General features: G+C 67.3%; 27 protein-coding genes. 4 read left to right on the top strand and 23 right to left on the bottom strand.

Features of this window, described 5'->3' with window-relative positions; translation table 11 throughout:
* Window positions 1–2: 2 nt before the first annotated feature.
* The 23 genes from AC6LJ5_RS12530 to AC6LJ5_RS12420 all read right to left on the bottom strand — a co-directional run bounded on the left by AC6LJ5_RS12530 (window position 3) and on the right by AC6LJ5_RS12420 (window position 18,622).
* Window positions 3–350, bottom strand: coding sequence for a FliM/FliN family flagellar motor switch protein (locus AC6LJ5_RS12530; protein ID WP_392408749.1), 348 nt, complete (start codon window positions 348–350; stop codon window positions 3–5).
* 46 nt (window positions 351–396) lie between these two features.
* Window positions 397–1,158: a FliM/FliN family flagellar motor C-terminal domain-containing protein gene (locus AC6LJ5_RS12525; RefSeq protein WP_498140627.1), complete on the bottom strand. Its 762-nt coding sequence runs from the start codon at window positions 1,156–1,158 to the stop codon at window positions 397–399.
* Window positions 1,158–2,354 (bottom strand): flagellar hook protein FlgE, encoded by a 1,197-nt coding sequence (locus AC6LJ5_RS12520; protein ID WP_392408751.1) that lies wholly within the window; start codon window positions 2,352–2,354, stop codon window positions 1,158–1,160. The genes AC6LJ5_RS12525 and AC6LJ5_RS12520 overlap by 1 nt, the downstream gene beginning before the upstream one ends.
* Window positions 2,355–2,365: 11 nt before the next feature.
* The gene (locus AC6LJ5_RS12515) at window positions 2,366–2,755 is read right to left on the bottom strand and encodes a flagellar hook assembly protein FlgD (protein ID WP_212311995.1); all 390 of its coding nucleotides are present in this window, start codon (window positions 2,753–2,755) and stop codon (window positions 2,366–2,368) included.
* Between the two features lie 6 nt (window positions 2,756–2,761).
* Window positions 2,762–3,442 carry a hypothetical protein gene (locus tag AC6LJ5_RS12510; protein WP_498140626.1) on the bottom strand — a complete coding sequence of 227 codons (681 nt, stop codon included), beginning with the start codon at window positions 3,440–3,442 and terminating at the stop codon, window positions 2,762–2,764.
* The gene (locus AC6LJ5_RS12505) at window positions 3,439–3,894 is read right to left on the bottom strand and encodes a flagellar FliJ family protein (RefSeq protein ID WP_498140625.1); all 456 of its coding nucleotides are present in this window, start codon (window positions 3,892–3,894) and stop codon (window positions 3,439–3,441) included. Before AC6LJ5_RS12505 ends, AC6LJ5_RS12510 begins: the two co-directional genes overlap by 4 nt.
* Complete coding sequence (locus AC6LJ5_RS12500) at window positions 3,891–5,228, bottom strand: FliI/YscN family ATPase (protein WP_498140624.1); 1,338 nt, start codon at window positions 5,226–5,228, stop codon at window positions 3,891–3,893. Before AC6LJ5_RS12500 ends, AC6LJ5_RS12505 begins: the two co-directional genes overlap by 4 nt.
* Window positions 5,225–5,845: a FliH/SctL family protein gene (locus AC6LJ5_RS12495; RefSeq protein WP_498140623.1), complete on the bottom strand. Its 621-nt coding sequence runs from the start codon at window positions 5,843–5,845 to the stop codon at window positions 5,225–5,227. The genes AC6LJ5_RS12500 and AC6LJ5_RS12495 overlap by 4 nt, the downstream gene beginning before the upstream one ends.
* 137 nt (window positions 5,846–5,982) lie before the next feature.
* Window positions 5,983–6,504 carry a hypothetical protein gene (locus tag AC6LJ5_RS12490; RefSeq protein ID WP_392408756.1) on the bottom strand — a complete coding sequence of 174 codons (522 nt, stop codon included), beginning with the start codon at window positions 6,502–6,504 and terminating at the stop codon, window positions 5,983–5,985.
* The gene (fliF, locus tag AC6LJ5_RS12485) at window positions 6,504–7,931 is read right to left on the bottom strand and encodes a flagellar basal-body MS-ring/collar protein FliF (RefSeq protein ID WP_392408757.1); all 1,428 of its coding nucleotides are present in this window, start codon (window positions 7,929–7,931) and stop codon (window positions 6,504–6,506) included. The genes AC6LJ5_RS12490 and fliF overlap by 1 nt, the downstream gene beginning before the upstream one ends.
* 16 nt (window positions 7,932–7,947) lie before the next feature.
* Window positions 7,948–8,244, bottom strand: a complete 297-nt coding sequence (gene fliE / locus AC6LJ5_RS12480; protein ID WP_212312003.1) for a flagellar hook-basal body complex protein FliE — start codon at window positions 8,242–8,244, stop codon at window positions 7,948–7,950.
* A complete protein-coding gene (flgC, locus tag AC6LJ5_RS12475) occupies window positions 8,241–8,678 on the bottom strand; it encodes a flagellar basal body rod protein FlgC (protein WP_392408758.1) in 438 nt (145 codons plus the stop codon). Before flgC ends, fliE begins: the two co-directional genes overlap by 4 nt.
* A 2-nt stretch (window positions 8,679–8,680) precedes the next feature.
* Window positions 8,681–9,058, bottom strand: a complete 378-nt coding sequence (locus tag AC6LJ5_RS12470; RefSeq protein WP_498140622.1) for a flagellar basal body rod protein FlgB — start codon at window positions 9,056–9,058, stop codon at window positions 8,681–8,683.
* 24 nt (window positions 9,059–9,082) lie between these two features.
* Entirely contained in the window at window positions 9,083–10,222 is a 1,140-nt protein-coding gene (locus AC6LJ5_RS12465) for a flagellar basal body P-ring protein FlgI (protein ID WP_392408760.1), read from the bottom strand.
* Window positions 10,222–10,767 carry a flagellar basal body L-ring protein FlgH gene (locus AC6LJ5_RS12460; RefSeq protein WP_392408761.1) on the bottom strand — a complete coding sequence of 182 codons (546 nt, stop codon included), beginning with the start codon at window positions 10,765–10,767 and terminating at the stop codon, window positions 10,222–10,224. The genes AC6LJ5_RS12465 and AC6LJ5_RS12460 overlap by 1 nt, the downstream gene beginning before the upstream one ends.
* Window positions 10,768–10,832: 65 nt before the next feature.
* The gene (gene flgA, locus AC6LJ5_RS12455) at window positions 10,833–11,795 is read right to left on the bottom strand and encodes a flagellar basal body P-ring formation chaperone FlgA (RefSeq protein WP_392408762.1); all 963 of its coding nucleotides are present in this window, start codon (window positions 11,793–11,795) and stop codon (window positions 10,833–10,835) included.
* 8 nt (window positions 11,796–11,803) lie between these two features.
* A complete protein-coding gene (gene flgG / locus AC6LJ5_RS12450; RefSeq protein WP_392408763.1) occupies window positions 11,804–12,586 on the bottom strand; it encodes a flagellar basal-body rod protein FlgG in 783 nt (260 codons plus the stop codon).
* Between the two features lie 11 nt (window positions 12,587–12,597).
* Window positions 12,598–13,314: a flagellar hook-basal body protein gene (locus tag AC6LJ5_RS12445; RefSeq protein WP_392408861.1), complete on the bottom strand. Its 717-nt coding sequence runs from the start codon at window positions 13,312–13,314 to the stop codon at window positions 12,598–12,600.
* Between the two features lie 49 nt (window positions 13,315–13,363).
* A complete protein-coding gene (locus AC6LJ5_RS12440) occupies window positions 13,364–15,439 on the bottom strand; it encodes a flagellar biosynthesis protein FlhA (RefSeq protein ID WP_498140621.1) in 2,076 nt (691 codons plus the stop codon).
* On the bottom strand, window positions 15,436–16,515 hold the full coding sequence (locus AC6LJ5_RS12435; protein WP_498140620.1) for an EscU/YscU/HrcU family type III secretion system export apparatus switch protein: 1,080 nt from the start codon (window positions 16,513–16,515) through the stop codon (window positions 15,436–15,438). The genes AC6LJ5_RS12440 and AC6LJ5_RS12435 overlap by 4 nt, the downstream gene beginning before the upstream one ends.
* Entirely contained in the window at window positions 16,515–17,276 is a 762-nt protein-coding gene (locus AC6LJ5_RS12430; RefSeq protein WP_498140619.1) for a flagellar biosynthetic protein FliR, read from the bottom strand. The genes AC6LJ5_RS12435 and AC6LJ5_RS12430 overlap by 1 nt, the downstream gene beginning before the upstream one ends.
* 7 nt (window positions 17,277–17,283) lie before the next feature.
* Entirely contained in the window at window positions 17,284–17,550 is a 267-nt protein-coding gene (gene fliQ / locus AC6LJ5_RS12425; protein WP_498140618.1) for a flagellar biosynthesis protein FliQ, read from the bottom strand.
* A gap of 727 nt (window positions 17,551–18,277) precedes the next feature.
* On the bottom strand, window positions 18,278–18,622 hold the full coding sequence (locus AC6LJ5_RS12420) for a hypothetical protein (protein WP_498140617.1): 345 nt from the start codon (window positions 18,620–18,622) through the stop codon (window positions 18,278–18,280).
* A gap of 218 nt (window positions 18,623–18,840) precedes the next feature.
* Here AC6LJ5_RS12420 and AC6LJ5_RS12415 point away from each other — a divergent pair, with 218 nt between their 5' ends.
* The 4 genes from AC6LJ5_RS12415 (at window position 18,841) to AC6LJ5_RS12400 (ending at window position 25,561) form a co-directional block, all read left to right on the top strand.
* The gene (locus tag AC6LJ5_RS12415; protein WP_498140616.1) at window positions 18,841–19,116 is read left to right on the top strand and encodes a hypothetical protein; all 276 of its coding nucleotides are present in this window, start codon (window positions 18,841–18,843) and stop codon (window positions 19,114–19,116) included.
* Between the two features lie 609 nt (window positions 19,117–19,725).
* Entirely contained in the window at window positions 19,726–20,985 is a 1,260-nt protein-coding gene (locus tag AC6LJ5_RS12410) for a nucleotide sugar dehydrogenase (RefSeq protein WP_498140615.1), read from the top strand.
* A 38-nt stretch (window positions 20,986–21,023) separates the two neighbouring features.
* Window positions 21,024–23,504 (top strand): hypothetical protein, encoded by a 2,481-nt coding sequence (locus AC6LJ5_RS12405; RefSeq protein WP_498140614.1) that lies wholly within the window; start codon window positions 21,024–21,026, stop codon window positions 23,502–23,504.
* Window positions 23,501–25,561 (top strand): glycosyltransferase, encoded by a 2,061-nt coding sequence (locus AC6LJ5_RS12400; RefSeq protein WP_103271180.1) that lies wholly within the window; start codon window positions 23,501–23,503, stop codon window positions 25,559–25,561. Before AC6LJ5_RS12405 ends, AC6LJ5_RS12400 begins: the two co-directional genes overlap by 4 nt.
* Window positions 25,562–25,637: the final 76 nt, after the last annotated feature.

Genomic DNA, 25,637 nt, shown 5'->3' with positions numbered 1-25,637 from the left:
ATTCATGCGAGCGAACGCAAGTCCAGCGGCAATTCGGTCACGCGGATGCCGAAATGATCGCCCACCGCGACCAGCTCTCCGCGCGCGACCACGCTGCCCTCCAGCAACAGGTCCACCGGCTGGTCGACCCGCCGGTCCAGCGCGAAGACCTGCGCGCTCTTGGCATTGATCAGGTCGCCAACGGTCAGTTCGACCTCGCCGACGCGCACCGACAGCGTCGCCTTCACGCTATGAATGGGGTTTAGGTTGCGGATCGCCAGCGCGGTTTGCTCCGCCTGGGCGTCCGCGCCTTCGGGAAAATCGACCGCTTGGGCCATTGCGCCGGCAATGTCCGTATGGGGATGAGTCAAGTCCGTACTCCTAGGCACTTCTTCTAATAATCGGACCAGACGGCGCTCATAGCGCCGTGCGGTCCAGTCGGATGGCCTTGTGGGGCCCGATTTTTGCCAAATGCACCTCGGCGACCGCCGTGGCGTCCTGCGCCCGCAGCATCGCGGGCTCCTCCAATCCATGGTCCAGGGCAACCACATCGCCGATGGACAGCGAACACAGGCCGCCGATCTCCAGCCGCACAGGCCGCAGCGTCACGTTCAGCCTGACGGCACGCTGGCCGATGGCCTGCTGCAACGGCGCCAGCGGCGCGCCCTTTCCCCGAACACGCCCGGCCAGCCGTTGCGCCGCCCCGGCGCTCAGCGCCAGCGGCAACCTGGCCTGGCCCAATCGCACGGACATCATCAAGCCGCCTCGCGCAACGCCCTCGGGCAACGCGCCAGGCGCGCTGTCGATGGCATGCCACGCCTGCGCCTGGCGCAACGCCTCGGCCAGCGCCAATGCCGCGCGCCGGCCAGCGCCGGCCAGCATCGCCCCGCCGGAACGCGCGACGACATCGCCCTCGGCGTCGCCGCACAAAGCCGCTCCCAGCGCGCGGGTCGCAACATCGGAATGCGCCATCCATACGCCGCCCTGGTCGGCGCCATCTGAGAGCGCCAGCCAGACGGGATCCGTCGAGGGAGGTATGTCGAAGGCCTCCGCTTCGACGCGCAGGGCCGCGAACTCGGCCCCCCATTGCTCGCACCAGTCCCGCAACGATTCCCGCAACGTGTCGGCCACGCGCCCGCTCTCCTGGCCGGTCCACCATCCGATGCTCCAGGCCGTCATCAGCGCCGCCCCTTCAGATCGAACAGGGACTGGATCAGATCATTGGCCGTGGACACGGCCTGCGACGAAGCCTGATAGCCGCGCTGCATCACGACCAGATCGCTGAACTCCTGCGACAGGTCCACGTTGGAACCTTCGACGCGCCCCGTCAGCAGGCGTCCGAATCCGGGCAGGCGCGGGTTGCCCAGCATGCGCGCGGCCTCGTCCCTGAGCACGAACTGGCTGGCGCCCATCGGAGACAAGGCGTCATCCGAACCGAAACGCGCGAGCGCGATGCGGCTGCCCTGCCGGGATTGGCCATTTGAATAACTGACGGACAACACTCCGGAACCATCAAAGGTAATGCCGGTCGCCGTGCCTGCCGCGTAGCCATCCTGGTTCGAGACTGTCAGCGTGGACGTGGTGCCGGACGCGAACGCCGTCACGCCCTCGCTGAAATCCAGCTCGATCGGCTGCGCCTCCAGCGCGGGCAGGCTGTAGATGATGGAGATCCGGGACGCGGCCGGATCGATCCGGCCGTCCTTGAAGGCCAGCGTGCCCTCCCCCAGCTTGTTCGGCCCGTCTTCGATCGTCACTTTCCAGGTGCCCGGCCTGGTCGCGCCTGTGTTGACGAAAGACACCTTCAGCAGATGCTCCGCGCCGCTGCGGTCGTAGACCTTGACGGCGTTGAGCTGATGGTCCGTACCGGTCGACGACAGGTAGCCATTGAAGCGGATGCGCGACGTGGAATTGGCCGGGGACGTGGTCAGCCCCGCCGTGGAGATCTCGCCCAACGGGCCCTCACCGTTGCGCCCCGTGCCCAGGACCGTCGCGCGGTCGCTCTTGTTTCGCAGCACGCCATCATCGCCAAAGTCGAACTGGGCCGCGCGCGTGTAGCGCACTTCGCCATCGGGCATGCGCAACATGAAGTAGCCGGCGCCGTCCAGCGCCATGTCCAGGCCGCTGCCGGTCTGCCGGGCTTCGCCGGGGCTGAAATCCGTGCGCGTCGCATACGTGTCCACGCCGGCGCCGCCGCCCGCGCCGGGGCCGCTCCAGCCCTTGCTGTAAGGCGCGTAGGCGTTGAACTGCTCTTCAAACAGGACCTGCGATTTCTTGAAGCCGGGCGTGTTCATGTTCGCCACGTTGTTGCTGATGGTCTTCAGTCCCTTGGAGAATCCGTTCATGCCTGAAAGACTCAACCAGATGCTATCCAGCATGACGCGCTCCCTCAGCGTATGGCCGATACCGAACCGAGGCTCACGTCATTGACGACAGAGCCGCTGGATGTCCGGATGCTGAGCGTCGGCGTGCCCGATGCCAGGCTGAGCGCCGTCACGGTGCCGGTGATGCTGCCCGTGGGCGACTGGGCGTCCACCGTCTTGCCGATCAGGCCCACGGATTGCAGCGTGGACTGGAGCGTGACCAGCTGGTCCAGCTTGGCGTAGGTCTGGCGGCTCTGCTCCAGCGATGAGAACTGGGCGATCTGCCCGATGAAATCCTGGTTCTCCATGGGCTTGAGCGGGTTCTGGTTGGTGAGCTGGGCCAGCAGCACCTTGAGCAGGTCCTGCATGCCCAGCTGGGTCGAGGCGGAAGCCGCGGCGGTCGAATCGATGGCCATGAAGCGTTACTCCGGCGTAGCGGTTGAAGGAGAGTCCGGGCCACCCGGCAGCGGACGGCCGTTGAGATAGAGCGAAGCCAGATCGCGCGCCCCGCCCTGCATGCTTTCGGCGATGGCCATGGCGAGATGCCGGGCTTGAAGGCTGTTCATCGCGGCGTCGCGGATCCATACCGAAACGCCCTGCTCGTCGTGCTGCGCGTGAACGGACCGCTTGCGCGGCCGGCGCGTCTGCGCGGCTCCCGCCCATCCTGCGGCCGTGGCCGGCTCCGCGAAAGTCGGCGACACGGCCCCCGGCCGCGTGGACAGCGGCGTTGCGGTAATGCCCGGTCCGCCCGCGTAAGTCGGCCGAAGCTCGACATCGCCGCGGCCGTCGGCGATCCTCGCCGGCACCGTGGGGTCGCCCTCCGGCCGCAACGCGGCGGGCGTGTCGCGCCGCTCCCCCGCCTGCCCGGCCGTATCGGCGGGCCGCGCCGGTCCGGCAGGCGCGACCAACGTCCGCGCGGCGTACGGATCCGCGCTCCCCTGCCGTTCGTCGCCCGGCGTCAGATCGCGCCCGTCCAGCCAGTCACGCGCCTGGGCCTGTTCCATGGCCTGGCGCCATCCCGCCAGCGATGCCGGCAGCCCTTGTTCGCCCCGGGCGGACACCGGGTTCTGCGCGCCCGCGGACGCGTACTCGAGAATGGTCATGAACGATTTCTCCCTGTGGGCCAGGCCGCGTCGGCCTGGCGCTGTTCCGCGCGCGCGGCGTCAACATCGAATTCGCGCCGCGCCTGCGTCTTGTGCCGGTCCACGATCTCGGCGCGCCGGTGCGCCTGCAGCAGAGCGTCGCGACAGCGCTCGACCTCCGCGCGCAATGCGTCCGCCTGGGCACGCGCCTGTTCCCATCGCCCGCGCATGGCCGCGAGCGCTTCGCGCACCGCGATATGACGGGCCGGATCGAAACCCGCCGCGCCGGCGCTCGCGGCGGCCCAATCCGCATGGCCCTGGCCCAACGCGAGGCGTAGCCGGTCGCATATCGCGGTCTGTTCGTCCAGCCGGTCCTGCGCCCGCGCCAGATCCAGCCGCGCCTGTTCCAGGCGATGGCCATACAGCGACTCCAGCGCGGCCAGCGGATAGCGGAAACGAGAGGTCGCGGTCATACCCCGTCCTCCTCCTGCCGGCCAAGAATGGCCGCCAGCGCCGCGTACGCCTGGGCCCTGGACTCCGGCGCGTCGGCATCCTGACGCAGCCACGCGTCCAATCGCGGCGCCATCGCCAACGCCGCGTCCAGGGCGGGATTGGCGCCCGACTGATAGGCGCCGATATCGACCATCTGGCGGTTTCTTTCCAGCAAGGCCAGGCTCGCGGATGCCTGCCGCATCAGCTCCCGCTCCTGACGCGTGGTCAGTTCCTTCACCAGACGGCTGGCGCTGCGCAGCACGTCGATGGCCGGATAGTGGCCGCGATGCGCCAGGTCCCGGCTCAGCACGATATGGCCGTCCAGCGTGGCCCTCAGGCTGTCGGCGATGGGTTCGTTGAAATCGTCCCCCTCGACCAGCACGGTGAACACCGCGCTGATGGATCCGCCGGCTTCCACCCGGCCGCAGCGCTCGCACAGCTCGGGAATCTCCGAGAAAACGGTCGGCGTATAGCCCCGCGCCGTCGGCGGCTCGCCCGCCGCCAGCCCGATCTCGCGCCGCGCCATGGCATAGCGCGTGACGGAATCCATGGTCAGGAACACATCGCGCCCCTGGTCTCGAAAATATTCCGAGATCGCGAGCGCGGCATAGGTCGCCCGGGCCCGCATCAGGGCGGGTTCGTCCGACGTGGCGACGACCACCACGGAACGCGCCAGCGCGTCCGGACCGAGCTGACGTTCGATGAAATCACGCACCTCGCGACCGCGCTCGCCAATCAGCGCGATGACGTTCACATCCGCGCGCACGCCTCGCGCCAGCATGCCCAGCAGGGTGCTCTTGCCCACGCCGCTGCCCGCGAAAATGCCGACACGCTGCCCCTGCCCCAACGGCAACAGGGCGTCGATCGCCCGAACTCCCGTTTCCAGCGGCGTATCGATCGGCTTGCGCCGGAGCGGATTGACCGGAGCGGGTTTCAACGGAACCATGGCCTGGGCCGCGATGGGCGGCCCATCGTCCAGCGCTTCGCCAAACGCATTCACCACGCGACCCAACAAGGCCGGGCCGACCGGCACGCGATCGGAGACGCCGGCCGTGGTCACCCGGCTGCCTGCCGCCACGCCGTCCAGGCGACCATAAGGCATCAACACCACACCGTCGGGCCGCACGCCCACGACCTCGGCCAGGATGCCGGCGCCGCCCGCCTGCGGCGAGATGCGGCATAGTTCACCCAGGCTGGCGTCCGGACCCGAGCACGTCACGGCCAACCCCGACACCTGGCGCACCGCGCCGTCGCGCACATACAGCGCGGCCGTCCCGATCGCCCGCAGGCAGGCGGACAGGGCCTGGGCCGTCATGGCGTCGCCTCGTGCGCGCGATACGCCTGCGACAGGGCTTCGCCCAACGCCGCGACCTGCCGTTGCAAGCGCGCGTCCAGGTTGCCCGCCTCCGTCTGCAAGACGCAACCGCCCTGGATCGTGGCGTCGGCCACCCACATGACCTCGGCGGCCTGCGGCGCCAGCGCGGCCGGGTCTATGCCCGCCTCTTTCAGCAGCGCCAGATCCGCCGGCGCCAGTTTCACGCGTACCTGCCCCGGATGCCTGAGCTGGCTGCTGGCCTGGCGCACCAAGGCCATCACCCGCTCCGCATCCGGACGCACACCCAGAATGCGGACCAGCGCCGCGAGCGCCAGCTCCAGCGCCGCGTCCAGCGTCGCCTCCTGCTCGCGCCGCAAGGCTTCAAGCAGGGCATCCATGACGTCCTGGAACCGGGCCTGCTGCGCCTGCCGCCCTTCCTCGGCCTGCGCCCGGGCCTGGGCCAGGCCTTCTTCCCGGCCGGCCCGCAAGCCTTCTTCCCGCGCCGCCTTGCGGGCTTGCTCCGCTTCGGCCTGCACCATGCGCTGCGCCAAGGCCAGGCCACGCTGCTGGATCTCGGCTTCGCTCAGGGCAGCCACCGGCGCCGGGCTGGCGGGCATCTCATCCGTCCGCGCTTCATCCGGGCGCGCAGGAGCCGCTTCCTGCATGGACGCCGCCTGGCGCGGCACTGCTCGCGTCGAGCCGACCAAGCGGGATGCCGGCGCGATCGGCGCTTGACGCAGGATGGGCGCCGTTCTCATCGCGCGCTCCCGCCGCGACGGAAGAACTGCCATTTGACGGTCGACCTGCGGCCCGGCGACGCCTGCCGCGCCTGCAGGCGCGCCTCCAGCTCTTGCACCAGCGCCTGTTCCAGCGCCGGGGCGGGATCCAGGGTGCGGATCAACGCCTCGATGTTCCTGGCCCGACCCGGCCCGCACAGCGCCATCAGGTCATCGAGCCACGGCCAGCGGTTTCGCCGGAGGATACGGGCCGCCACCGCGTCGGGCTCGCCCCGCAATTGCTTCCAGACGTCCTCCGCCGCAGCCTGCAACAAGCCCGGGCTGGGCTGTCCACCCCGCGCGCCCTCATTCATGGCCTCGCGCTCACGCACCAATTGCGTGATCAGGCCGGGATCCGCAGGAATGCCTGTGCGCCGCAGCTCGGTCAACAGCTCGGCAAGCGGGCCTCGCTGCGCATCGGGCAGGCGGGACAGCAGCCAGGCGCGATCACGATCCGCGACGGCATGCAGGGCCAATGCGCTCAAACGCAAACCGTCCATCAGGACTTCTCCGCGTCGGCCGGCTGACGCGCCGGCTCCAGCCAGCCACGCAGCTGCTGCAACAACGCATCACGCTGCTCGGCCGACAGCCGCGCGGACTGCGGCCGCCGCCGGCTGGCCAGCAAGGCCAGCGCGACCAACACGCCGCCGATCGCCAGCAGCAGGGCGATGGCCAGGCGGGGCGTCCATTCGAACTCGGTGCGCGGGGCGGCCGGCGGCGCGGCCTGCGCCACGGTCATGCCCGCGTCCTGCGCCACCACGCCGCTGCGCGCGGCCACCTGCTCCGTGCTGTACACAATGACCGTGTCGCCTCTCTCCACCTGGGCGCCGGCGGCGTTGCCGACCAGCGTGCGCAGGCGATCCAGCGCGACGCCATCCATCGGACCGCGCACCACGGCGGTGACGCCCATCTTCATGATGACGCCCGGCGTCGATACGATTTCCTCGACTTTCCTGCCCGCCTGATAGTCGATTTCGCTGTCCGCGCCGCCGCCGGCGCGGCGCCCGTTGTTCACGCCCGCGCCCGGTTCCCCTTCACGGTTTGAGCGACGCTCGCGCACGACCACGCCGGTGGGCTGGCCCTTGCCGGCCTGTGAATAGGGCAGCACGTCTTCCGTGGTGATGCGGATCCTGTCCATGTTGAGCAGCACGTCCACGCTGGCGACCACGGCGCCGGGTCCGAAAGTCTGGTCCAGCATGCCGGCGATCTTGCGCGTCAGGTATTCCTCGGTCGACCGCTTGAGCGCCAGTCGCGCGTCGGCCGAGGCCGCGCCGTCTTCGCCATCGGCCGAGGCGGTCAAGGCCACGCCATGCTGATTGACGATGGTGACGTTGCGCGACTCGATGTCCGGGATGGACGCCGACACCAGCCGCTGCATGCCCAGCACCTGCTCCGGCGTGAGGTTGCGCCCATCGCGCAGCGTCACCGCGATCGATGCGGTCGGCACGCCCGCGCCGCGACGGAACAGGCCTTGCTCGGGCAAGGCGATCAGCACCCGCGCCGATTCGACGTTGGACAGGGACAGGATGGTGCGGGTGATCTCGCCTTGCAGGGCGCGCTGGTAGTTGATCCGCTGCGCAAACTCGGTCATGCCGAAATCGGCGTTGTTGAACAGCTCGAATCCCACCGTGCCGTGCAGCGGCAGATCCTGGCCCAACAGGCGCAGGCGGGTCTTATGGACCAGCTCCTGCGGCACCAGGATGGTCGAGCCGTCCGCATCCAGGCGATACGGGATCTTCTGCTTGTCCAGTTCCGCCAGCATGGTCGAGGCGTCCTGCGGCTTGACGCCCGAGAACAGGACCTGATAGCTGCCGCGCGTGAGCAGGTAGCCCGCCGCCGCGACTGCGATGACGATCACCAAGGCCCCCAGGAGCAGGGGATAGCGACTGCGCCGGTCCAGGCGAGCCCAAAACTCCGTAATGAACATTTCCGATCAATCCCGTTCAGATCTGCATGCGCATGACTTCCTGATATGCGTCCAACAGCCGGTTGCGTACTTGCAAGAAAAGCTGGAAGGAAGCCTTGGCCTCTTCCAGCCGGATCATCACGTGGTGCAGATCCTGCACCTCGCCCACCGCGAGCCGCTGCGCGTCTTCCTCCGTGCGCAACAGCGCCCGGTTGACGTTGCGCAATCCCGCGCCGACCATGGCGTCGAAGGACGCGTCGCGCGGCGCGATGGCCGGCGCGACGGGCGCTTGCGCGGCGGCGGCCTGCAGCGCCTGGGCGGCTTGCGCGATCATGTCCGCCCTCCGATCTCCAGCGCCTTCATCGCCATGGTCTTGGCGGCGTTGAACGCGGCCACATCGGCCTCGTAGGCGCGGCTCGCCACCATCATGGTCATCATCTCGGTCAGGGTGTCCACGCCCGGATAGGAGACATAGCCGTCCCGGTCCGCCTGCGGATGGCCCGGCTCATGCACGCGCCGGGCAGGCGCCCGATAGGGCGCGACGCTCAAGCCCTGATTGACGGCCATGCCCTGCTCGACCAGATCGCCGAAGCTGCGCACGCCGTAGACCGCTCGCGTACTGGACATCACTCGCAGCGGCTGATACCCGGCGCCTTGCGGCGACAGCGGCGAATTGGCGTTGGCCAGGTTCAGGGCCGCCACGTCGACGCGCAGCTTTTCCGCGCTCATGCCGGCGGCGCTGATGGCGAATGCGTTTTGATAGTCCATGGTCAGCGCCGTCCGTCGTTCAAGGCCGCTTCCACCAGCGCGAGCTGGCCGCTCAACGCCTTCACCAGCGCCTGGTAGTGCAGCGCATTGCGGGCCACGCCGGCCACTTCCTGATCGATGGCCACGGCGTTGGCGCCATATGGAGCGGCGCTGCGCGGCGACGCGCTGACCAGCCTGGGCGACGCGAGATCGTGCGCCGCCAGCCTGCCGCCACGCGCCAGCGCGGCCTGCGCGCCCGGCATCATGCTCTCGAACTCGACCCGCTGCGGGACGTAGCCCGCGGTATGCGCATTGGCGATATTGGCCGCGCCCGCCCGATGCCGCAGGCTGGCGGCGTCGAGCGCGGCGCCCAGGGCGCTCAGGGTGACGGGATCTATCATGGGTATGCTGGGCCTCGGTGAGGGTTACTGGATGATCAGGTCGGCATGCAGCGCGCCGGCGGTCTTGATGGCGCGCAGAATGGAAATGATGTCGCGGGTACTGGTCCGTATCTTCGTCAGGGCCTGCACCAGCTCGGCGACGGTGCTGCCTTCCGACATGACGAAAGCGCTGCCCTCGCCGTCGCGCACGTCGATGCTGGAATTCGAGACGACTTCGGTGCGGATGCCGCCGTCGCCGCCCTGGCGCACGAAGATGGGCTGGGATACCTGGTTGTCGGTGACGATGGAGATGCGCAGGTCGCCATGCGAAATGGCGACCTTGGACAGGCGCACATTGCCGCCCGACACCACCGTGCCCGTGCGCTCGTCCAGGATCACCTTGGCGCGCTGGTCCGGCGTGATCGACAGCGCCTCGATGCGCGAAACGAAGGCGACCAGGTTGTCGCGCTCGAACTCGGGCACCTGGATGTCCACGCCGGCGGCGTCGCGCGCCTTGGCCAGCGGGCGCCCCAGCGCGCGGTTGATCTCGTTGGCCACCCTGCCCGCCGTGGTGTAGTCCGGATTGGACAGGACGAAAGTCATCGCGCCGTCCGCGGTCACCACCTGCGCATTCACGCCGACCTCGACCAGGGCCCCGCCAGGAATCGAACCGGCGGTGGGATGGTTCTTCTGCACCACGTTGCCGTTCATGTCATAGCGATAGCCGCCCACCGACAGCGGACCTTGGGCCAAGGCATAGATCTTGCCGTTCGGCGCCTTGAGCGCGGTGGCCAGCAGGTTGCCGCCCACCAGGCTGCGGGCGTCGCCCGCCGAAGTCACCACCACGTCGACCGCATCGCCCGGCCGCGCGAACGGCGGCAGCATGGCGCTGACCATCACCACGGCCACGTTGCGGCTCTGGACCTGCTCCGGCGCGACCGTCAGGTCGAACTGGGAATAGACATTGGCCATGGCCTGCCGCGTCGTCTTGTTGGACGGCGAATCCCCCGTGCCCGCCAGGCCCGCCACGATGCCGTAGCCGATCAACGAGTTCTCGCGCCAGCCCTTGAGCTTTCCCAGGTCCTTGATGCGCACTACCTCGGTCGCGCTGGAGCGGGCCGCGACGGTCGCCGACGGCGCGACAAGCATCGCGGCCATGAAGAAAGACAGAATCAGCGCGCGCATCAGAAACCCAGCCAGTTGAGGAAGCGGGCCCACCAGGATGGGCGTTGCCGGCCCGCCAGTTCGCCTTCCCCGATGTAGACGATCTCGGCCTCGGCCAGGCGGGTGGACAGCACGACATTGCCCGGCGAAATGTCCTGCGGCCGCACCCGGCCTTTCACCTGGATCTTCTGCTGCTCGTCGTTCACGGTCAGCAGCTGGTCGCCCTTGACGTACAGGTCGCCATTGGGAGCCACGCCGACCACCCCGACCGACATCTGCGCCAACAGCTTGCCGGAGCGCTGGGTCTTGCCCCCGCCATCAAAATCGCTGTCCACGTCGATGCCCCCCGAGGTGGTGGGCCGCCGCGACAGGCGAAACTCCGCGTCGAAACTGGACTTCCGGCCGGTGGAGGTATCGGCCGAGCTGCTCGCCGACGAGGTCTCGACCACCTGGATCGTGAGCACGTCGCCGATGCGCGCGGCCTTGCGGTCCGTGCCCAGCGAACGATAGAGGTCGGGATCGAACAGGCTTTCCGCGCGCGCGGGTCCGCCAACGATCATCAGCATCCACGCCAACGCCAGGCAGGCCGCGACACGCGGCGCAACGCCAAATCTGAATCCGAAGCCAGGCATCATTGGCTCACCTCCACCAGTCCGCCACGCACCACGCGCGCGACCACGGCCTCGGAAGCGTTGGCCGGCATGACGCGCAAGGTGCGATCGGTCCAGCCATCCTGCAATGCCCTGGCCGAGGTTTCGATGGTCACCGAGCCGGCGCGCACCCGCAGCGCCACCTGATCGCCACGCTCCACGTCCGGCAGCGCCTGCAACTGCGAGCGCATCAACACCGCGCCGGCCGCCAGCGGCTGGCGCGCGCGCACGGCGCCCAGCGGTTCGTGCGCCGGCCAGTAAGCGCCCGACAGCGCCGCCACATCGCGCTCTTCCACGCTCATATCCGTCATCGATACCGACGCGCCGGCCGGAATGCTGGCGTTCAGGCGCAGCACCGGCGCCATCGCCTGGATCCGCAAGGCCACCGGAATCGCCCGGTACAGGCGACCGCCCTGCCACAGTTCGACCCACACCACCAGGCGCTGCGTCACCTCGACCTGCGGGTCTAGCGGGCGGGCGCGCAGTTCGACGGCGCCTGCCGCTACCAGGTCGGGCAAGGGACTGCCGGCCGCTTCGATGACCAGATCCCGGAACCTCGGCCGCAATGCCGCACGCGCGGCCTCGGTCGCGCATCGAAGCACCGCGTCGCGATCCAGCGCAACGGTCTTGCGCGCCACGCGCACGGACGCATTGCCCTTCCAGGCCACCACGCCCAGATCCTCGTCCGCCGTGGCGATCCAGCGCTCCAGTTCATCGCGCGTGATCTCGCGCGCCTCGCCGGAAGCGGGCACGGCGCCTATGCGCAAGCGGGCCAGGCGGTCGCGGCGATCGGCCGGCGCGTCGATGCGCGCCACGTCGCCCAGCGTCAACGCGGGCGCGCGGACCTGGACGGAGGCGCGCAGGAACAGTTCGGCGGCGTCCTCCTGGGGCGCGGCGCCAGCGCCACCACCACACAACGCCGCTACGAGCATGAGCTTTCTCACGGGATCGCCTAGCGTCGCAGGTTGTTGACCAGACCCAGCATGTCGTCGGATGCCTGGACGATCTTCGCGTTCGCCTCATAGGCGCGCTGCGCGACCATCAGGTTGATGATTTCTTCGTTGAGCTGCACGTTGGACGATTCCAAGTAGCCCTGCGCGTACAGGCCCATGCCATCCTCGCCCGGCCGCCCCAGCACCGGCTCGCCGGAACGCTCGGTGGCCTGATAAAGGCCATCGCCCAGCGCGGCCAAATCCTCGGCGGCATTGAAACGGACCAGGTCCAGCTTGCCGAGTTCGTCGGCGTCGCGGCCGCCATTGCGCCACGCAGTGATCTTCCCGTCCGGCGCGATGGTCAGCTTCTCGGTGTCGGCCGGTACGGAAATCATGGCCTTGAGCGGCAGGCCCGCCAGCGTCGTCAGCATGCCGTCCTGGTCCACTTTCAACGGGCCGCCCCGCGTATAGGCGACGCCGCCATCCGGCATCGCCACTTCCAGCAGGCCCTCGCCGCGTATCGCCAGGTCCAGCGGCTTGCCGGTCTGCTTGATTTCGCCAGACACGAAGGACTTGGCATGGCGCGAGATCGCCACGCCCAGCCCCAGGTTCCGCGCCGCATCGGCGCCGGCCACGCCAGCAGGCTGGCCGCCCGTCGCGGCGCGCGTCATCAGATCGCCGAACACCACGTACGATTTCTTGTAGCCAGCGGTATTCATGTTGGCCAGGTTCTGCGCCACGGCGTCCACGCCCGTCTGCTGGGCATGCATGCCCGTCGCGCCCACGTACAACGAATCGATCATTCCCGCGCTCCTCAGATCTCGCCCAATTTCTGCACAGCCCGCCCCGTCATGTCGTCGACGAACTGCGCGGTTTTTTGCAGGCTTTCGAAATGGCGCATGACTTCTATCAGGCCGGCCATCTCATGCGCGGGGTCGACGTTGGACCCCTCCAGATAGCCCTGCAGCACCGACGAGCCGCCTTCGCGCATGGGCTGCGCCCGTTCCTGCCCGGCGCGGTAGACTCCGGCGCCCAGCCGCGTCAGGTTTTGTGGCGCGTCGAAACTGGCCAGACTGAGCCTGTCGATGAATTTGCCCTGGTCGTAGACATTGCCCTGCGCGTCGATGCGCGGCGCGTTCGAGGCGAGCCGGATCTCTCCGCCCATACCCATGACCAGATCGCCACCCGCATTCACCAACCTGCCCTGGCTATCCACCCGCATGGCGCCCTGCCGCCCGTATAACGTGGCGCCGTCGCGCGACAGCTCCAGGAACGCGTTCTCGCCGCTCAGCGCCATATCTAACGGTCGCCCTGTGTACTGCACCGCGCCGGGACGCATATCGGCGCGGCTGACGGCGCGCCCGCCCGCCCGGGCCGTTTCGCCCTGTTCGAGTGCGTCGAGCTGCGCCTCGAAACCGGTGCCGTTGATCATTTCGCGCTTGTAGGCCGGCGTGCGGACATTGGCCAGGTTCGTGGCGATGGCCGTCAGCCGGTCCTGGTCCACTCCCATGCCCTGCGCAATCACGTTCATGATTTCCAAGTTGGACTCCTTCCTCTTTCCTGTGGTGCGGTCCGTGGGCTCAAGCCCCGGTCGCGTCCTGCAACAATGGCACCGAGACCGCCGAGAACGCCTTCAGATCGATGCTGCCGGGTATCTCCGACATCGACAGCACCCGCAGATGCGGCAGCACGCGCTCGGTGAGCATCCGCATGTGCCGCCGCAGATCCGGTGAACAGAGCAGCACCGGCAGCAGATTCGCCTTCATCATTCCCTCGGCCTGCTGCACCAGGCCGCCGACCAGTTGATCGGCCACGCGCGGCTCGATCGCCAGCCGGCCGCCCGACTCGGCCGCCGCCCGCAATGACTGGCCGATATGGGCCTCCACCAGCGGATCCAGCGTGATCACATGCAAGGTTCCGGCATCGCCGGACAGAGAACGGCAGATCGCCTGTCCCAGCCGCTGACGGGCCAGCTCGGCCAGCTGCGGGGCGTCGCGTTGATGGCGACCCGCATCGGCCAACACCTCCAGAATGGCTTCCAGATTGCGTATGCTCACCTTCTCGCGCAGCAGCGCCTGCAACACCTTCTGCACTTCCGTCACGGACAGGACGCCGGGCGTGATCTCTTCCACCAAGCCGGGCTGCGACTTGCGCACGCGCTCCAGCAGCCGGTCGGTTTCGGCGCGCGTCAGCAGCGTGGCGGATTCGCGCCGAAGCACTTCGGTCAGGTGCGTCATCAGCACGGTCATGCCGTCGATCAGCGTGTAGCGGCCCTGCTGGGCATTGGCCTTCTCCGACTCCTCGATCCATACGGCCGGCAGTCCATAGGTAGGATCGCGCGTCTCGATGCCGCGCACGGTCTTGGTCACGCCGGCGGGGTGGATCGCGAGCCAGCGGCCGGCCATGGCCATGCCCTTGCCCGCCGGCACCCCGTGAATCAGGATCTCGTATTCGTCCGGTCCCAGCCGGGCGCTGCCCCGGATCTTGACGGTGGGAATGACCATGCCCATTTCCAGCACATACTGATTGCGGAACACGGCGATGCGATCCGGGAAGCCGCTGTGCTCGATCACATGCGGCAGCAACTGAGCGCCGGCCTGAATCTCGACCGGCTCCACCGTCAGCGCCTCGTAGGGATCGCCCGCCTGCGCGGCCTGCGGCAGCCCGGCCTCCGGTTCATCTTGCGGCGGGGCGGCATCGCGACCGGCCCGCCTGGCCAGCCAGGCCAGTCCGAACACCGTGATTCCCAGCGCCAGCGCGGGCAGCGCCGGAATCCCCGGCAGCGCCACCATCGCGAACAAGCCCGCGCACACCAGGAACAGCGTCTTGGGAAACAGCGTGATCTGGCGCGCGACCTCGCCGCTGAAGTTGCCGTCGGACGCCGAACGCGTGACGATGATGCCGGTGGCCACGGCGATGACCAGCGCCGGCACCTGCGTGACGATGCCGTCGCCGATGGTCAACAGCGTGTATGTCCTGACGGCCTCCCCCCACGGGATGCCCAGCTGCATCACGCCAATCACCAGGCCGCCGATGATATTGATGGCCATGATCAGGATGCCGGCGATGGCGTCGCCCTTGACGAACTTCGACGCGCCGTCCATGGCGCCATAGAAGGCCGCTTCCTTTTCCAGAGTCTTGCGCCGCTGCTGCGCCTGTTCCTGGGTGATGAAGCCCATGTTCAGATCGGCGTCGATGCTCATCTGCTGACCCGGCATGCTGTCCAGCGTGAAACGGGCCGCCACCTCGGAGACGCGCTGCGCGCCGCTGGTCACCACCACGAACTGCACCACGATCAGGATCAGGAACACGATCAGGCCGATCACATAATTGCCGCCGACCACGTAGCCGCCGATGGCCGAGATCACCCTGCCGGCATTGGCGTCCGACAGGATCAACCGCGTGGCGGCGACGTTCAGGGACAGGCGGAACAAGGTCGCGATCAGCAGCAGCGACGGAAAGGTGGAAAACTCCACCGGCCTGGCCATGTAGAACGTCAGCAGCAGGATGAGAAAGGCGAAGCTGAAATTGGCCAGGATCAGGAAATCCAGCATGCCTGGGGGAATCGGCATGAACAGGACGACCAGCACGCCCATGACCACCAGGACCATGACGATGTCCCGGTTGCCCGCCAGCCATTGCGCCAGGCGGTTCATTGCGCGGCTCCCACGACATGGCGGGCCTCGCGCCGGGCGATCAGCCACACCATCACTCGCGCCACCGCCGGATACAGGTCCAGCGGAATCGCCTGCCCCATTTCCCCTTGAAAATACAGGGCGCGCGCCAGCGCGGGATTGCGCACCACGGTCACGCCACGGCGCGCGGCCTCGGCGCGCATGCGCGCCGCCAGCAGGCCCGCGCCCTTGGCCAGCATGACGGGTGCGGCCATCTCGCCGCGCTTGTATTGCAGCGCCACGGCGATGTGCGTGGGATTGACGATCAGCACGTCTGCCTGGCCGATCTGCCGCACCGACGCCGCCTTGCGCAGCATTTCGATGCGCAGCGACCGCAGCCGCGAACGGACGCGCGGATCGCCTTCCCGGTTCTTGACCTCGTCCTTCACGTCGCGCTTGCTCATGCGCATCTTGCGCTTGAACTCGTAGCGCGTGTAAGCCATGTCCAGCAAGGCGAGCAGCAAGGCCGCGAAGGCCATTTTCAGGGCCAGCGTGGCGAGCATGGCGAGCAACTGCCTCAGCGCCTCGAACGGCGTGCGCTCGCCGAGCGCGGACAGGGAGCCCAGCAAGGCCTTGAGCGTCATGTACAGCACGCCGGCCAGCAGCGCGACCTTGCAGACGCTCTTGGCCGCGTCGTAGGTCGTGCGCAGGGAAAACAGCCGCTTCAATCCGGTCACGGGATTGATGCGCGCCAGGTCGGGCTTGAGGGGAAATCCGCTCCAGATCAGGCCGGTCTGCGCCACATTGGCCGCGATCGCGGCCAGGCCGACCGCGATCGCGAAAGGTGCGATGATCAGCAGCGCGTCGGCGCCGACGCGGCCGATCAGCGCCGCCACGGAAGCCAGGCTGAACGGCATGGACAGGCCCTGGACCAGCGCGGCGCGCGCCAGCATCGCCAAGGCCCGCGCCGCCTCCCAGCCCCAGGCATACAGGGCGCAGGCCGCGGTCAACAGGGCCACGGCGCCAGTCAAATCGGGGCTGCGCGCCACCGTTCCGCGCCGACGCGCCTGCTGCAGCTTGTAGGGGGTCGCGGCCTCGCTCTTGTCGAATTCCTGCATCAGCGCACCGCCCCGTTCCACACGTCCGACACGAGGTCGAAGATCCTGGACAAGCCGGCAGGCATGTGGCGCGACCAAAACGTCAACGCGGTGAGCCCGGCCAGGATCTTCACGGGCAACGCGATGACGAAGACGTTCATCTGCGGCAGCCCGCGAGCCAACATTCCCAGCCCGAGTTCGATCAGCAGGATCGCCACGGCCACGGGCGCGATCAGCATGAAGCCCAGCCCATAAAGCTTGCCCCAGGCCGCCAGCATCGCCGGCAGGTTCATGGCGTCGAACGAGAATCTGCCCACCGGCACCATGTCCAGGGTGTGGGCCAGCCCTCTGAGCAGGGCGTGATGGCCGTCCACGAGAAAGAAGATCAGCGCGCCCGAGTACATGAAGACCGAGGTCACCACGGGCACTTGCGCGCGGCTGACGGGATCGAAGATCTGGCCGATGCCGAAGCCGATCTGGATGTCCAGGACCCGGCCGGCGAACGCCACGGCGGCGAATGCGCAGAAGATGCCGCAGGCCAGCAGCAGGCCGAAAGAGAATTCCGTCGCCGCCAGGGCGAGGAACGTGCCGGTATCGGGCGCCAGCATTGTGGGCGCCCGCAGCGCTCCCGCTATCGCCACGGACAAAGCGACGACCAGCAGGACACGCGCCGTCGCCGGAATGGGAAACAAGGAGAACACCGGCGTGAACGCCAGCATCGCGCCCACGCGCAAAGACAGCAATGCGATCGTCGCGATGAGGGGGATCTGGAGGTCTGGCATCAGATCCTCACCGTATCCCTGGCATGTCGCGCAGCAAGGCCGTCGCGTAATGCATCAAGGTGCGCAGCATCCACGGCCCGAACAGCGCCATGGCGATGACCGCGGCGACGATCTTCGGGATGAACGTCAGCGACATCTCCTGCACCTGGGTCACCACCTGCAGGATGCTGATCACCACGCCCACCGTCAGGGTCAACAACAATACCGGCGCGCAAATCAGCAGGCCCGTCCAGAACAGGTCGCTCATCAATTGGATTGCCAGATCAGGCCGCATGCGCCGCCTCCGCGCGCCTTGCGGCACCGACGACGCCATGAGCGCTGGCCCATCCCTGGACAGGATGCCAGCGCTTGACGGGACGTGACGGGAAAGACATGTGTGGACTCGAAACCGGCAACGGAAAGCAGGGGGATTCGCGCTACTTCAAAGTTCTGGATGGGAGAACTGACGTATCAAGAGATGCACAGGAAAATCTAAATGTTGCAAACACTGGCCGCACGAATGCCCCGCCCTGCCTACAGGGCGGGGCTTGCGTGCGTCTCACGAGGGTCTTTCGTGCTTGCCGTAGGCGATGCCCGTCGTGCCGGCGAGAAGTTTCAGCCGTCGTCCGGTCCGCCGTGGCATGCCATGCACCGGCCTGTCGGCCCGCCGCTCAGGACATTCCGGCCACGTGCGTTGTGCCCGTCCATCCACCCAGCCGCTCAGGCGCAGGCTGCGATGCAAGATGGGAGCGGGCCACAACCATTGAATTTCGCGGAGCATGGATAGACTTGAAAAGCGCGGCGCGCCTTTCGCGCCGCTACATAAATCAAGTTATCCCCCCTGCCGGAAATCAGTTTAGAGGTCAGCCGAAAAAAAATTTACGCGTCATCAACTGACGCCCAAACGGGCACTCTTGGGCAAGTGCCCGCAGCTTGCCGCAAGCAACGATCAGCCGCCAGCGACGATCCATAAGACACGTCTCAAATCCCTTCTGAATAGATCCCGCCCAGACCCGCATGGGCTACACCGCCGCCTCCACCACCGCCTCGCAGTGGATACGCAAGCTGCCATAGTGCGCCAGGCGCAGGAATACATAACGCGACCGCGCCGACGCGGGCCGCTTCGTGTCCCAGTGGAGCGCGTCGCACCGGTCCAGGCAATCGTCCGCCTCAGGATCCGCGTCGCTCAGGACTTTTGCAAAGTACGCTTGAACTGCGGCAAAGTTGTGGATGCCTTCAAAACGCAGCGACACCCTGGCGCGCGGCCTGTCGAACACCGCATAGAGCAGGAAAGTCAGCACGGCGCTGCGATCAGACGCGTCGAGGCTGGCCTGCTCCAGCAAGCCGTCGTGGTATTGGTAATGCAAATTTCGCTCCTAGGGTCGATTCGCGCGGACCAGGCCGCCGACGCCGTGGCGTTGGGGCAGCCCGCCACCCGAATCTTCCCGAAACCAGAATCTCATGCACCAGATCGGCTTCATATACCAAGACCCAGATCACCGCAACCGCCATGGCGACGGCGTGGAGCTGGTGAAAATCCCCGGCGCCGACGGCGCGTATCGGCTTCTTCTGTGCTGAATACGACGTGCTCTGGACATCCTCCGACGAAATCGGCACGGCAGCAGGGACTCCGGTGAGCCAATCCATGGCCCTGCGGGCCGCCGATATCCCGCACATCTGCGCCCAGGGGCACGGCCACCTGATCGATCTGGTCAGGGACTTCGACACCCATACCAAGGTATCGCGGAGGATTTACCTGAAAAACACGTCCTCGCCCTACGCCTTTTTCACCTGCGGCAGCGCGGCATTCCGGAACGGGCGCAACCGAATCGGCGCTATGGGATCGCACCGGCTTCGCTGAGCGCCATCGTCAGCCATCAACTGATCGAACGCCTGACCCGCATCGTGCAATGCTCTATCCCCGGCCGACAGGCCGAGCCGCCCGTGGCGATTGTGTTCCCGCGCTGATGCGGCGGGACGGCAGGCATGGGCGGACAGATGAACCATGGCCCATCCGTAACCCGATATTGTTGCGGTGACATTTCCCCCGCTTATTAATAAATACCCACAGACCGAATATCGCGTCTTTTCAACTTCATTAAAAAGACCAAGAAAAACGACTTTTAATATTTGAAAACATTTCCCCCAATGGAAAATGTAGCAATCTATGTAATCGATGTAATCAATATTGGGGATACCCCGGGTTTATTGCGATATCTCCGATTTATTTCCACAGCAATCAGAATATTTAGAAAGAAAATTGCTGTCCGCGACCTCTACGATTCGTCTGTTCGCCGCCTCGTTCGTATGACGGGGTATCGAGTTGTAATCAATCTTCAGCATCGCATCCACCTCAAAGTAAATCCAGCGCGCATCGATTTCATATTGATGACTGGTATTTGAGCGTCGGTTTCTAGTGTCTACGACACGACGAAAACAGAGAGGTCCCCCCGTGGCAAAGAGAATCGCAGTGTGTGGCCTTGGTTATGTCGGCCTGCCCGTGGCCGTGGCATTTTCCAAGCGCTTTGACGTCATCGGTTTTGACGTGGACAAGCGGCGGATCGCCAGTCTGAAAGCCGGAAACGACTGGACAGGCGAGATCGAACGCGAAGCCTTGCTGGCTTCCCCGATGCAATTCACCGACCAGGTGACGGAACTGCAGGGTTGCGATTTCTTCGTGGTGGCCGTGCCGACGCCGGTCGACGAGAAGAACAATCCCGATTTCTCCCTGCTGGTGAAAGCCTGCCGTTCGATCGGCCCCGTGCTGCGCCCGGGCTGCATCGTGGTCTTCGAATCCACCGTCCACCCCGGCGCCACCGAGGACATCTGCGGCCCCGAACTGGAAAAGGCCTCCGGCCTGCGCTGCGGCGTGGACTTCAAGCTGGGCTACAGCCCGGAGCGCATCAACCCGGGCGACCGCGAGCACCCGCTGGAGAAGATCGTCAAGATCGTGTCCGGCCAGGACCAGGATTCGCTGGATCACATCGCGGGCGTCTACGAGCAGATCATCGACGCCGGCGTGCACCGCGCCTCCTCCATCAAAGTGGCCGAAGCGGCCAAGGTGCTGGAAAACACGCAGCGCGACATCAACATCGCGCTGATGAACGAGATGTCCAAGATCTGTGACCTGATCGGCATCCGCACCGCCGACGTGCTGAACGCGGCCGGCACCAAGTGGAACTTCCTGAAGTTCACGCCCGGCCTGGTGGGCGGCCACTGCATCGGCGTCGATCCCTACTACCTGACCTCCAAGGCGCAGGAACTGGGCTATCACCCGGAAGTCATCCTGTCGGGCCGCCGCATCAACGACGGCATGGCCAGCCATGTGGCCGCGCGCGTGGTGCAGACGCTGGCCCGCAACGGCCGCCTGAACGCGTCGACCCGGGTCGGCATCCTGGGCATGACGTTCAAGGAGAACGTGCCCGACATCCGCAACTCCAAGGTGGTCGACCTGTATCGCGCGCTGGGCGACTACGGCATCACGCCCGTGGCGTGCGACCCGATGGTCGACGCGGAGCAGATGCAGCACGAGTACGGCATCAGCCTCGTGCCGCGCGATCAGTTCCGCGACATGGACGTGCTGATCCTGGCAGTGCCGCACCGAGAAACCATGGACACCATCTGGGAAGACCTGCCAGGCCTGGTGAAGACGGGCGGCATGGTGTGCGACCTGAAATCCGTGCTGGACAGCCGCCGGCTTCAGTCCGACCTCTTGTACTGGACGCTCTGAATCCAGGCCCGCCACCCATCATCACAGGAGAGGCCGGAATGACCGCCTTCACCATCGCTCCCATCGGCACCTGCCGCATCCACACCCCACTGCGCGACGCCGTGGGTCGTTACCCGATCAAGCTGCAACTCGGGCGAAACTACGGCTTCGTGCACACCAGCACCGAGGCATTGCAGCAGGCCCGCTACATGTTCGGCCAGGGCGAGATTCCCGCCGACGTGCAGCGCCTGATCTTCCGCCCGTCCAACGGCGAGCAGGCGCGCCGCGCCACGCACAAGCCGGCCGACCTGTACATGGTCGAACTGTCCTCGCGCAAGCTGCTGACCATCGACGGCCATCCGATACAGTCCAACTACCTGGCGCGCTATTTCAGCGAGTTCTTCGCCGATCGCGCGCGCACCCGGCTGTTCTGGTCCATGGCCAGCGCAGACCGCCTGGCCGAGCGGCGCGCGGCGCTGGAACAGGATGCGGTCTACAAGAGCCTGACGCCGGAAAACCGCGAGCTGCTGGCCCGCATCGTCAAGCGCGATCTGACGGACGACGAGATCGAACAGGAAATGCGCCAGCTGGTCGAGCTGCTGGGCCGGGACAAGGTGGTGTTCGTCACGCACGTCAACGCCATGACGCCCGACAATGTGCCGATCGAACAACGCGAACAGCTGATCGCCGCGGTGGTCGCGAGCAGCCAGCGCATCGGCGTGCCCTGCTACGACCCGACGCCGCTGATGAACAAGCTCGGCCAGGCCGAGGCGATGGAAGACGGCGGCCTGGACCTGACGCACTACACTCCGCTGTTCGCCGAGCGGCTGTATACCGATTGGTACAAGACCTTCATGCGTCCGCGCATGAGCGCATCCGCGCCGCAGCCCGCCGCGTCCAAGCTGGGCGCCGACGACAGCGCCGAGCGCATCGAGAAGCTCTGGGACGCCGGCGAGCTGCGCGAGGCCTCGCGCCGCCTGCGCGACGTACTGCGCCGCCATCCCGGCCTGCCCGACCATACGCTGCTGTTCGCGCGCATCCAGGAAGAGCTGGGCGACTACGAAGGCTCGCTGGCGCTGCTGGACGGCGCCGACGGCGCGCTGGCGGCCGGCAGCAAGGCCGAGCAGATCCTGATGCGCAACCATTTCAAGCTGGGCCGCCATGACGTGGCCTACTCGCTGGCGGCCGGCCTGTTGGGCGACGAGATCGAAACCCCGGAAATCCTGCGCATCGCCGCGATCTGCGCCAGCCATCTGGGCCACGCCGACGAGGCGCTGGGCAACTGGAAGCAGCTGTTCCGCATCGCATCGCCCGACGATCCGGTGGCCACGGTCGCCGCCGACACGGTGCTCTCGCTGCTGCAGGCCAGCGGCGACATGGACGCGGCGATCCGATGGGTCCATGAAGTGCGCGCGGCCATCCCCCGCCATGCGCGCGGCTTCGCGATGCTGTGGCGCGACCGCCTGATCGCCGGCGACCGCGCGGGGCTGCGCGCCCTGGCGTCCGAGTCGCCCGCGCTGACGGATGCCGAGGCGCTGGAGCTGGTCAAGGAAGCGTCCTGGCGCGGCTGCATCATGGCCGGGGCCGCCCTGGCCGTGTCCTGCAAACTGGCCGAGAGCGCGCAGGAGGACATCCCAGCCTGGCTGCGGGCGCAGTCTTCGACCTGGGCCGAGGAAGGCGCGCGGGCCCTGGATGAAGGCCGCCTGCGCGACGCCGCCGAGCGCATCTGCGCGCACCGCCTGCTCAATCCGGACGCATTGTCCAGCGTGCGCGCGCAACGCGCCTTCGAGCGCGCGATGCGCCTCGGCGCGCGGGCCGCGCTGGTGGCGGGCAACCACAAGGAGGTGATCGACCTGACCGACATCGCGCTCGACACCGAGGTCGAATTCCCCGAGCTGCACGCCATGCGCGGCCGCGCGGCCGACGCGCTGGGCGACAAGCAGACCGCCATGCGTCATCTGGAACAGGCGGCCGCCAACGAGTCCGCGCCGTTCAGCACGCAGCTGCATTTCGCGCGGGTGGCGTTCAACGGCGGCTGGTTCGGCGAGGCCATCGACGCCTACCAGATGGTGCTGGCCCATGCCAGCGCCGACCAGAGCGCCCGCGACGAGGCCGAGCGCCAGCTCGGCCGGCTGGGACCGCGCGCGATCCGCGGCGCCCGGGAAATCCTGTCGGCGGGCGATCCCAAGGCCGCCTGGAAGCTGCTGGATCGCGTTGCGCAATCCTGGCCGCAGATGACGGAAGTCGATCACGAAAAGCGGCGCATCCTGGCCGTGCTGTACGCCGAGGCGCGTGGTCTGGAATCGTCCAGCACCACCGAACGCCTGGCGCTGGGCGAACGCATTCTGCAACTGGTGCCTGATGATCCCATCGGCCTGCGCCTGGCCGCTGTCGGCGCCATGCGCCTGCACCGCTTCGAACAAGCGCTGCCCTACTGGCGCGCGCTCCAGGAACGTTCCGACAATCCGGCTCAGTACGACCACTACATCCAGCGCTGCCAGGTGTGGATCGAAAAGGCCAATCGAAGGAAGGCAGCATGAATCCGCCCCTGACCACCGATCGCAAGCACGCCGAGTCCGACCTTCCCGAGGTCCAGGCGCGGCTGGAGGAAATCGTCGCGGCATCCGGCAGGGTCCAGGTCGCGCAGGACAACCTGGCGCGCGCGCAGGCGCTGGCGCGTGATCACATGGCCGATTCCAAGGTCCGCTTCCTGCTGCTGCGGCTGCAGGAAGCCGCGGGCCTGAACGAAGGCCTGTCCGAACAGTGGACCACGCTGTTGCGGGAATGCCCCGATGACCTGGAGATCGTGCGCTACTGCGCGACGCGCCTGGTCAAGGAACGGCATGTCGAGGACGCGCTGGCCCTGGTCGAGCGCCATCTGCCCGAGTCCAGCGACAATCCCGCCCGGCTGTTCGCCCGCGCCAAACTGCTGAGCGACATTCGCGCGCATGAGCAATCCGACGCGCTGTTCCGCCGGCTGATCTCGCAGCACACCGACCGCAACATGCGCGTGGAATTCGCCAAGCGCCTGCGCAAGCGGGGGCTGCTGGCGGATGCGTTCGACGTCATCGCGCCCGTCGCGCGGCACCTGGCGCCCGGCAGCAAGGCTGCCGAGCTGGCCGACGCGCTGGCAAGCGACTACGCCTTCTATCAGCGCCTGGAGCCCGAATCGGCGCTGGTCGGCAAGGACATCCGGATCGTGTCGATGAAGCACGCGATCCTGCACTTCCGCGACCGGCACCTGCCCGAACAGGGGCCGGAAAAACCGGTCTCGGTCGCGCTGGTGACCGGCAGCCTTGGCCCCGGCGGCGCCGAGCGCCAGCTGACGCGACTGGCTGGCGAACTGACCCGCCTGGCGGAACAGCCGGGGCAGGTGCCCCTGGACCTGCTGCCGAAGCCGGAAAAAGTCGAAGTGCTGGTCAAGCAGCACACCGAGCCGTCGGGCTCGGCCAAGAAGCAAGGCCTGGACTTCTTCCTGCCCGTGCTGGTCAAGGCGCAGATCCCGGTCACGGAGATCAACAAGCTGCCGCCGGTCTCGGTGTCCCATCAATCCGTGCCGGAGGGCCGCCTGGGCCGGCTGCTGGAACAGCTGCCGCCGCCGGTGCACTACGGCGTGACGCGGCTGGCGCCGGTGCTGCGGACGAACCCGTTCGACGTGGTCAGCCTGTGGCAGGACGGCACCTGCCTGTTCGGCGCGCTGGCGGCGCTGCTGGCGGGCGCGCCCACCATCCACCTGGTGTTCCGAGGGCTGCCGCCGAACATCCGCAAGGACCGCTTCCGCGAAGAGTATCCCGAGCTGTACCAGGCCCTGGCCCAGGTGCCCGGCGTGCACTTCGTCAGCAACAGCCGCAAGGCGGCCGAGGCCTATTCGGAATGGCTCGGCATTCCCATCGTGCGCTTCCATGTGCTGTACAACGGCGTGCCGGATCTTGCCACCGACGCCGCCGCCACGGACCAGGACAAATGGCGGGCATTCCAGGAAAACACGGCCGATGCCACGGAAACCATCGGCGGCGTGTTCCGTCTGGAACCGGACAAACGGCCGCAGCTGTGGATCAAGCTCGCGGCGCTCTACCTGAAGCAGCGCCCGCGGGCGCGCTTCGTCATCGTCGGCGACGGCCGGCTGCACGAGAACATCGTGGCGCTGGCGGAAGAGCTGCAGGTGACGGAGCGATTGCTGCTCGTCGGCCTGTCCAACCATGTGGGCTACTGGTATTCACAGATGGACGCCAAGGTGCTGCTGTCGCGCTACGAAGGCCTGCCCAATGTGCTGATCGAGGCCCAGCTGCTGGGCGTGCCGGTGGTCTCCACGCCCGCCGGCGGCGCGGGCGAGTGCTTCGTCGAGGACCAGACCGGCCACCTGCTGGGCGATGTCGAGCATCCGGACCTGCACGAGGCCTGCGACAAGGTGGCCTCAATCGTGGACCGCGTGCGCGACGACCCGGCCCTGAAGGCGCAAAGCCGCACGCGGGCGCAGCACCTGTTCTCGCTGGACGCGATGCTGGCCAAGTTCCTGAGCCTGTGCGTGCCCGTCATGCCCGAATCGGAGAACGATGAATGCATGGACATGGCGCCGATGCGCCTGATGCAGGCCTGAGCGGCCGCGGGCCATCCTCCCCACATCCTGGAACACGAAAGGAATCTATGCAAATGACAGTCCCGGCCGCGGGGGG

This window comes from Achromobacter sp. 1011791174 (assembly GCF_059760925.1).
This window is presented reverse-complemented; position numbering and strand designations above follow the sequence as displayed.

What these genes read in the sequence shown, in the direction of transcription:
- AC6LJ5_RS12525 (WP_498140627.1), bottom strand. Translation starts at nt 1,158, where the DNA reads ATGACGGCCTGGAGCATCGGATGGTGGACCGGCCAGGAGAGCGGGCGC.
- AC6LJ5_RS12520 (WP_392408751.1), bottom strand. Translation starts at nt 2,354, where the DNA reads ATGCTGGATAGCATCTGGTTGAGTCTTTCAGGCATGAACGGATTCTCC.
- AC6LJ5_RS12515 (WP_212311995.1), bottom strand. Translation starts at nt 2,755, where the DNA reads ATGGCCATCGATTCGACCGCCGCGGCTTCCGCCTCGACCCAGCTGGGC.
- AC6LJ5_RS12510 (WP_498140626.1), bottom strand. Translation starts at nt 3,442, where the DNA reads ATGACCATTCTCGAGTACGCGTCCGCGGGCGCGCAGAACCCGGTGTCC.
- AC6LJ5_RS12505 (WP_498140625.1), bottom strand. Translation starts at nt 3,894, where the DNA reads ATGACCGCGACCTCTCGTTTCCGCTATCCGCTGGCCGCGCTGGAGTCG.
- AC6LJ5_RS12500 (WP_498140624.1), bottom strand. Translation starts at nt 5,228, where the DNA reads ATGACGGCCCAGGCCCTGTCCGCCTGCCTGCGGGCGATCGGGACGGCC.
- AC6LJ5_RS12495 (WP_498140623.1), bottom strand. Translation starts at nt 5,845, where the DNA reads ATGCCCGCCAGCCCGGCGCCGGTGGCTGCCCTGAGCGAAGCCGAGATC.
- AC6LJ5_RS12490 (WP_392408756.1), bottom strand. Translation starts at nt 6,504, where the DNA reads ATGGACGGTTTGCGTTTGAGCGCATTGGCCCTGCATGCCGTCGCGGAT.
- fliF (WP_392408757.1), bottom strand. Translation starts at nt 7,931, where the DNA reads ATGTTCATTACGGAGTTTTGGGCTCGCCTGGACCGGCGCAGTCGCTAT.
- fliE (WP_212312003.1), bottom strand. Translation starts at nt 8,244, where the DNA reads ATGATCGCGCAAGCCGCCCAGGCGCTGCAGGCCGCCGCCGCGCAAGCG.
- flgC (WP_392408758.1), bottom strand. Translation starts at nt 8,678, where the DNA reads ATGGACTATCAAAACGCATTCGCCATCAGCGCCGCCGGCATGAGCGCG.
- AC6LJ5_RS12470 (WP_498140622.1), bottom strand. Translation starts at nt 9,058, where the DNA reads ATGATAGATCCCGTCACCCTGAGCGCCCTGGGCGCCGCGCTCGACGCC.
- AC6LJ5_RS12465 (WP_392408760.1), bottom strand. Translation starts at nt 10,222, where the DNA reads ATGCGCGCGCTGATTCTGTCTTTCTTCATGGCCGCGATGCTTGTCGCG.
- AC6LJ5_RS12460 (WP_392408761.1), bottom strand. Translation starts at nt 10,767, where the DNA reads ATGCTGATGATCGTTGGCGGACCCGCGCGCGCGGAAAGCCTGTTCGAT.
- flgG (WP_392408763.1), bottom strand. Translation starts at nt 12,586, where the DNA reads ATGATCGATTCGTTGTACGTGGGCGCGACGGGCATGCATGCCCAGCAG.
- AC6LJ5_RS12445 (WP_392408861.1), bottom strand. Translation starts at nt 13,314, where the DNA reads ATGAACGTGATTGCGCAGGGCATGGGAGTGGACCAGGACCGGCTGACG.
- AC6LJ5_RS12440 (WP_498140621.1), bottom strand. Translation starts at nt 15,439, where the DNA reads ATGAACCGCCTGGCGCAATGGCTGGCGGGCAACCGGGACATCGTCATG.
- AC6LJ5_RS12435 (WP_498140620.1), bottom strand. Translation starts at nt 16,515, where the DNA reads ATGCAGGAATTCGACAAGAGCGAGGCCGCGACCCCCTACAAGCTGCAG.
- AC6LJ5_RS12430 (WP_498140619.1), bottom strand. Translation starts at nt 17,276, where the DNA reads ATGCCAGACCTCCAGATCCCCCTCATCGCGACGATCGCATTGCTGTCT.
- fliQ (WP_498140618.1), bottom strand. Translation starts at nt 17,550, where the DNA reads ATGCGGCCTGATCTGGCAATCCAATTGATGAGCGACCTGTTCTGGACG.
- AC6LJ5_RS12405 (WP_498140614.1), top strand. Translation starts at nt 21,024, where the DNA reads ATGACCGCCTTCACCATCGCTCCCATCGGCACCTGCCGCATCCACACC.
- AC6LJ5_RS12400 (WP_103271180.1), top strand. Translation starts at nt 23,501, where the DNA reads ATGAATCCGCCCCTGACCACCGATCGCAAGCACGCCGAGTCCGACCTT.